This window comes from Vibrio sp. Vb1755, from assembly GCF_033338635.1.
Taxonomy (GTDB): domain Bacteria; phylum Pseudomonadota; class Gammaproteobacteria; order Enterobacterales; family Vibrionaceae; genus Vibrio; species Vibrio alginolyticus.
In genome coordinates this window covers 1-1,294 of sequence record NZ_JAWOTA010000192.1, presented here as the reverse complement: position 1 = coordinate 1,294, position 1,294 = coordinate 1, and the positions used below count along the sequence as shown (strand labels likewise).

Here is a 1,294-nt window from a genome sequence, read left to right as displayed (position 1 = left end):
ATCAGGCCAAAAACCCATGTCCAACATTCGGTCAGCTTCATCAAGCACCAACACGCCAGTTTTAGAAATGTTTACGTTGCCGTTAAACAAGTGGTCTAACAATCGGCCCGGCGTAGCAATAAGAATATCCGCGCCCTCTTCCAACTTGTTCTTTTGCACGCCAATACTTGTACCGCCGTACACACAAACAATACGTAGATCCGTGTGTTCCGCGTATTGCGTTAAATTGTCAAACACTTGCTGCGCCAATTCACGAGTCGGAACTAGGATGAGAGCGTGAGGTGTGCCATTACGTTTCTTTTGCTGTACCGCCTGAATAATCGGCAAACCAAATGCCGCCGTTTTACCGGTACCCGTTTGCGCAGCCGCAAGAAGATCTTTGCCTTCCAGTACGTGTGGAATCGATTTTTCTTGGACTGGCGTTGGCGTCACAATATTCATATTGTTCAACGTTTCGACTAACTGTTGTTCAATGCCAAGATCAGCAAAATTAACGGACATGATAAACCTCATAATTTTTGGAGCGCAGAGTTTACCAGAGCCGTCATAGCCATACTACCTCTTCGCCAAAGGATTGAGTTATGAACTGATTAGCTGTTGGTGAAATTCAAGTGATTGGCGCAGCACGTCTTGATAAAGCTCTGAGAAATTCGCCTCTAACGCTGCGTATTCACCATCTAACACCTCAAACGTTGTCGTCAAGTCGGCCATTCTCGGGCTTCGCTGAGACATCCGATGCAGTGCAAACTCGATGTTGGAGAGATCTTGATAAGATTGCAGCCAGCCGCCCCGCCACATGCGTTGATGCAATAACATAAAACGCGCAGGAAGCGGTTCGTGAACATCTTTGTCTACTTTTTGAAATGCGAACTCGACAAAGTCGTCTAACGACTCTTGATGAAAATCATTCCAATGCTTTGCTAAACAATGGTCCCAAAACATGTCTAGCGCAATTGGCGCGAAGCGTCTCGCTACGCCTTTAAAATGTGGCTTACATTCTTCGACAATAGGGTGATGATCGGTAATTCGGTCAACGAACCGGTGGAGTTTGATGCCATTAGTAATGTCAGAATCGTATAGCTTGCTTGGATCTCCTTTTACGAAGTCTCCAAGCAAGTTTCCCATAAAATGGCTATTACAGTGATCTGCAATATGCAGGTGGGCTAAAAAGTTCATTTACCGTCTTTCGCCCTTCTTGGCTCGGTGTTTCATGAACTTAGTATAACGTCTAAAAGAACGTGAAGAGAGTACTAAACGGTACTATTCGTTTTCCTTGACAGAGCCAACGTATTCC

General features: G+C 45.3%; 2 protein-coding genes. Both read right to left on the bottom strand.

Annotated features, from left to right (window positions below; all coding sequences use genetic code 11):
• A partial coding sequence (locus tag R7E00_RS23805; protein ID WP_318124707.1) for a DEAD/DEAH box helicase occupies positions 1–501 on the bottom strand: 501 nt, incomplete at its 3' end.
• Between the two features lie 78 nt (positions 502–579).
• The gene (locus R7E00_RS23800; protein WP_020842102.1) at positions 580–1,176 is read right to left on the bottom strand and encodes an ACP phosphodiesterase; all 597 of its coding nucleotides are present in this window, start codon (positions 1,174–1,176) and stop codon (positions 580–582) included.
• Positions 1,177–1,294: the final 118 nt, after the last annotated feature.

Bases quoted from the DNA above. Each gene is read 5' to 3' on its own strand.
- R7E00_RS23800 (WP_020842102.1), bottom strand. From the start codon at position 1,176: ATGAACTTTTTAGCCCACCTGCATATTGCAGATCACTGTAATAGCCAT.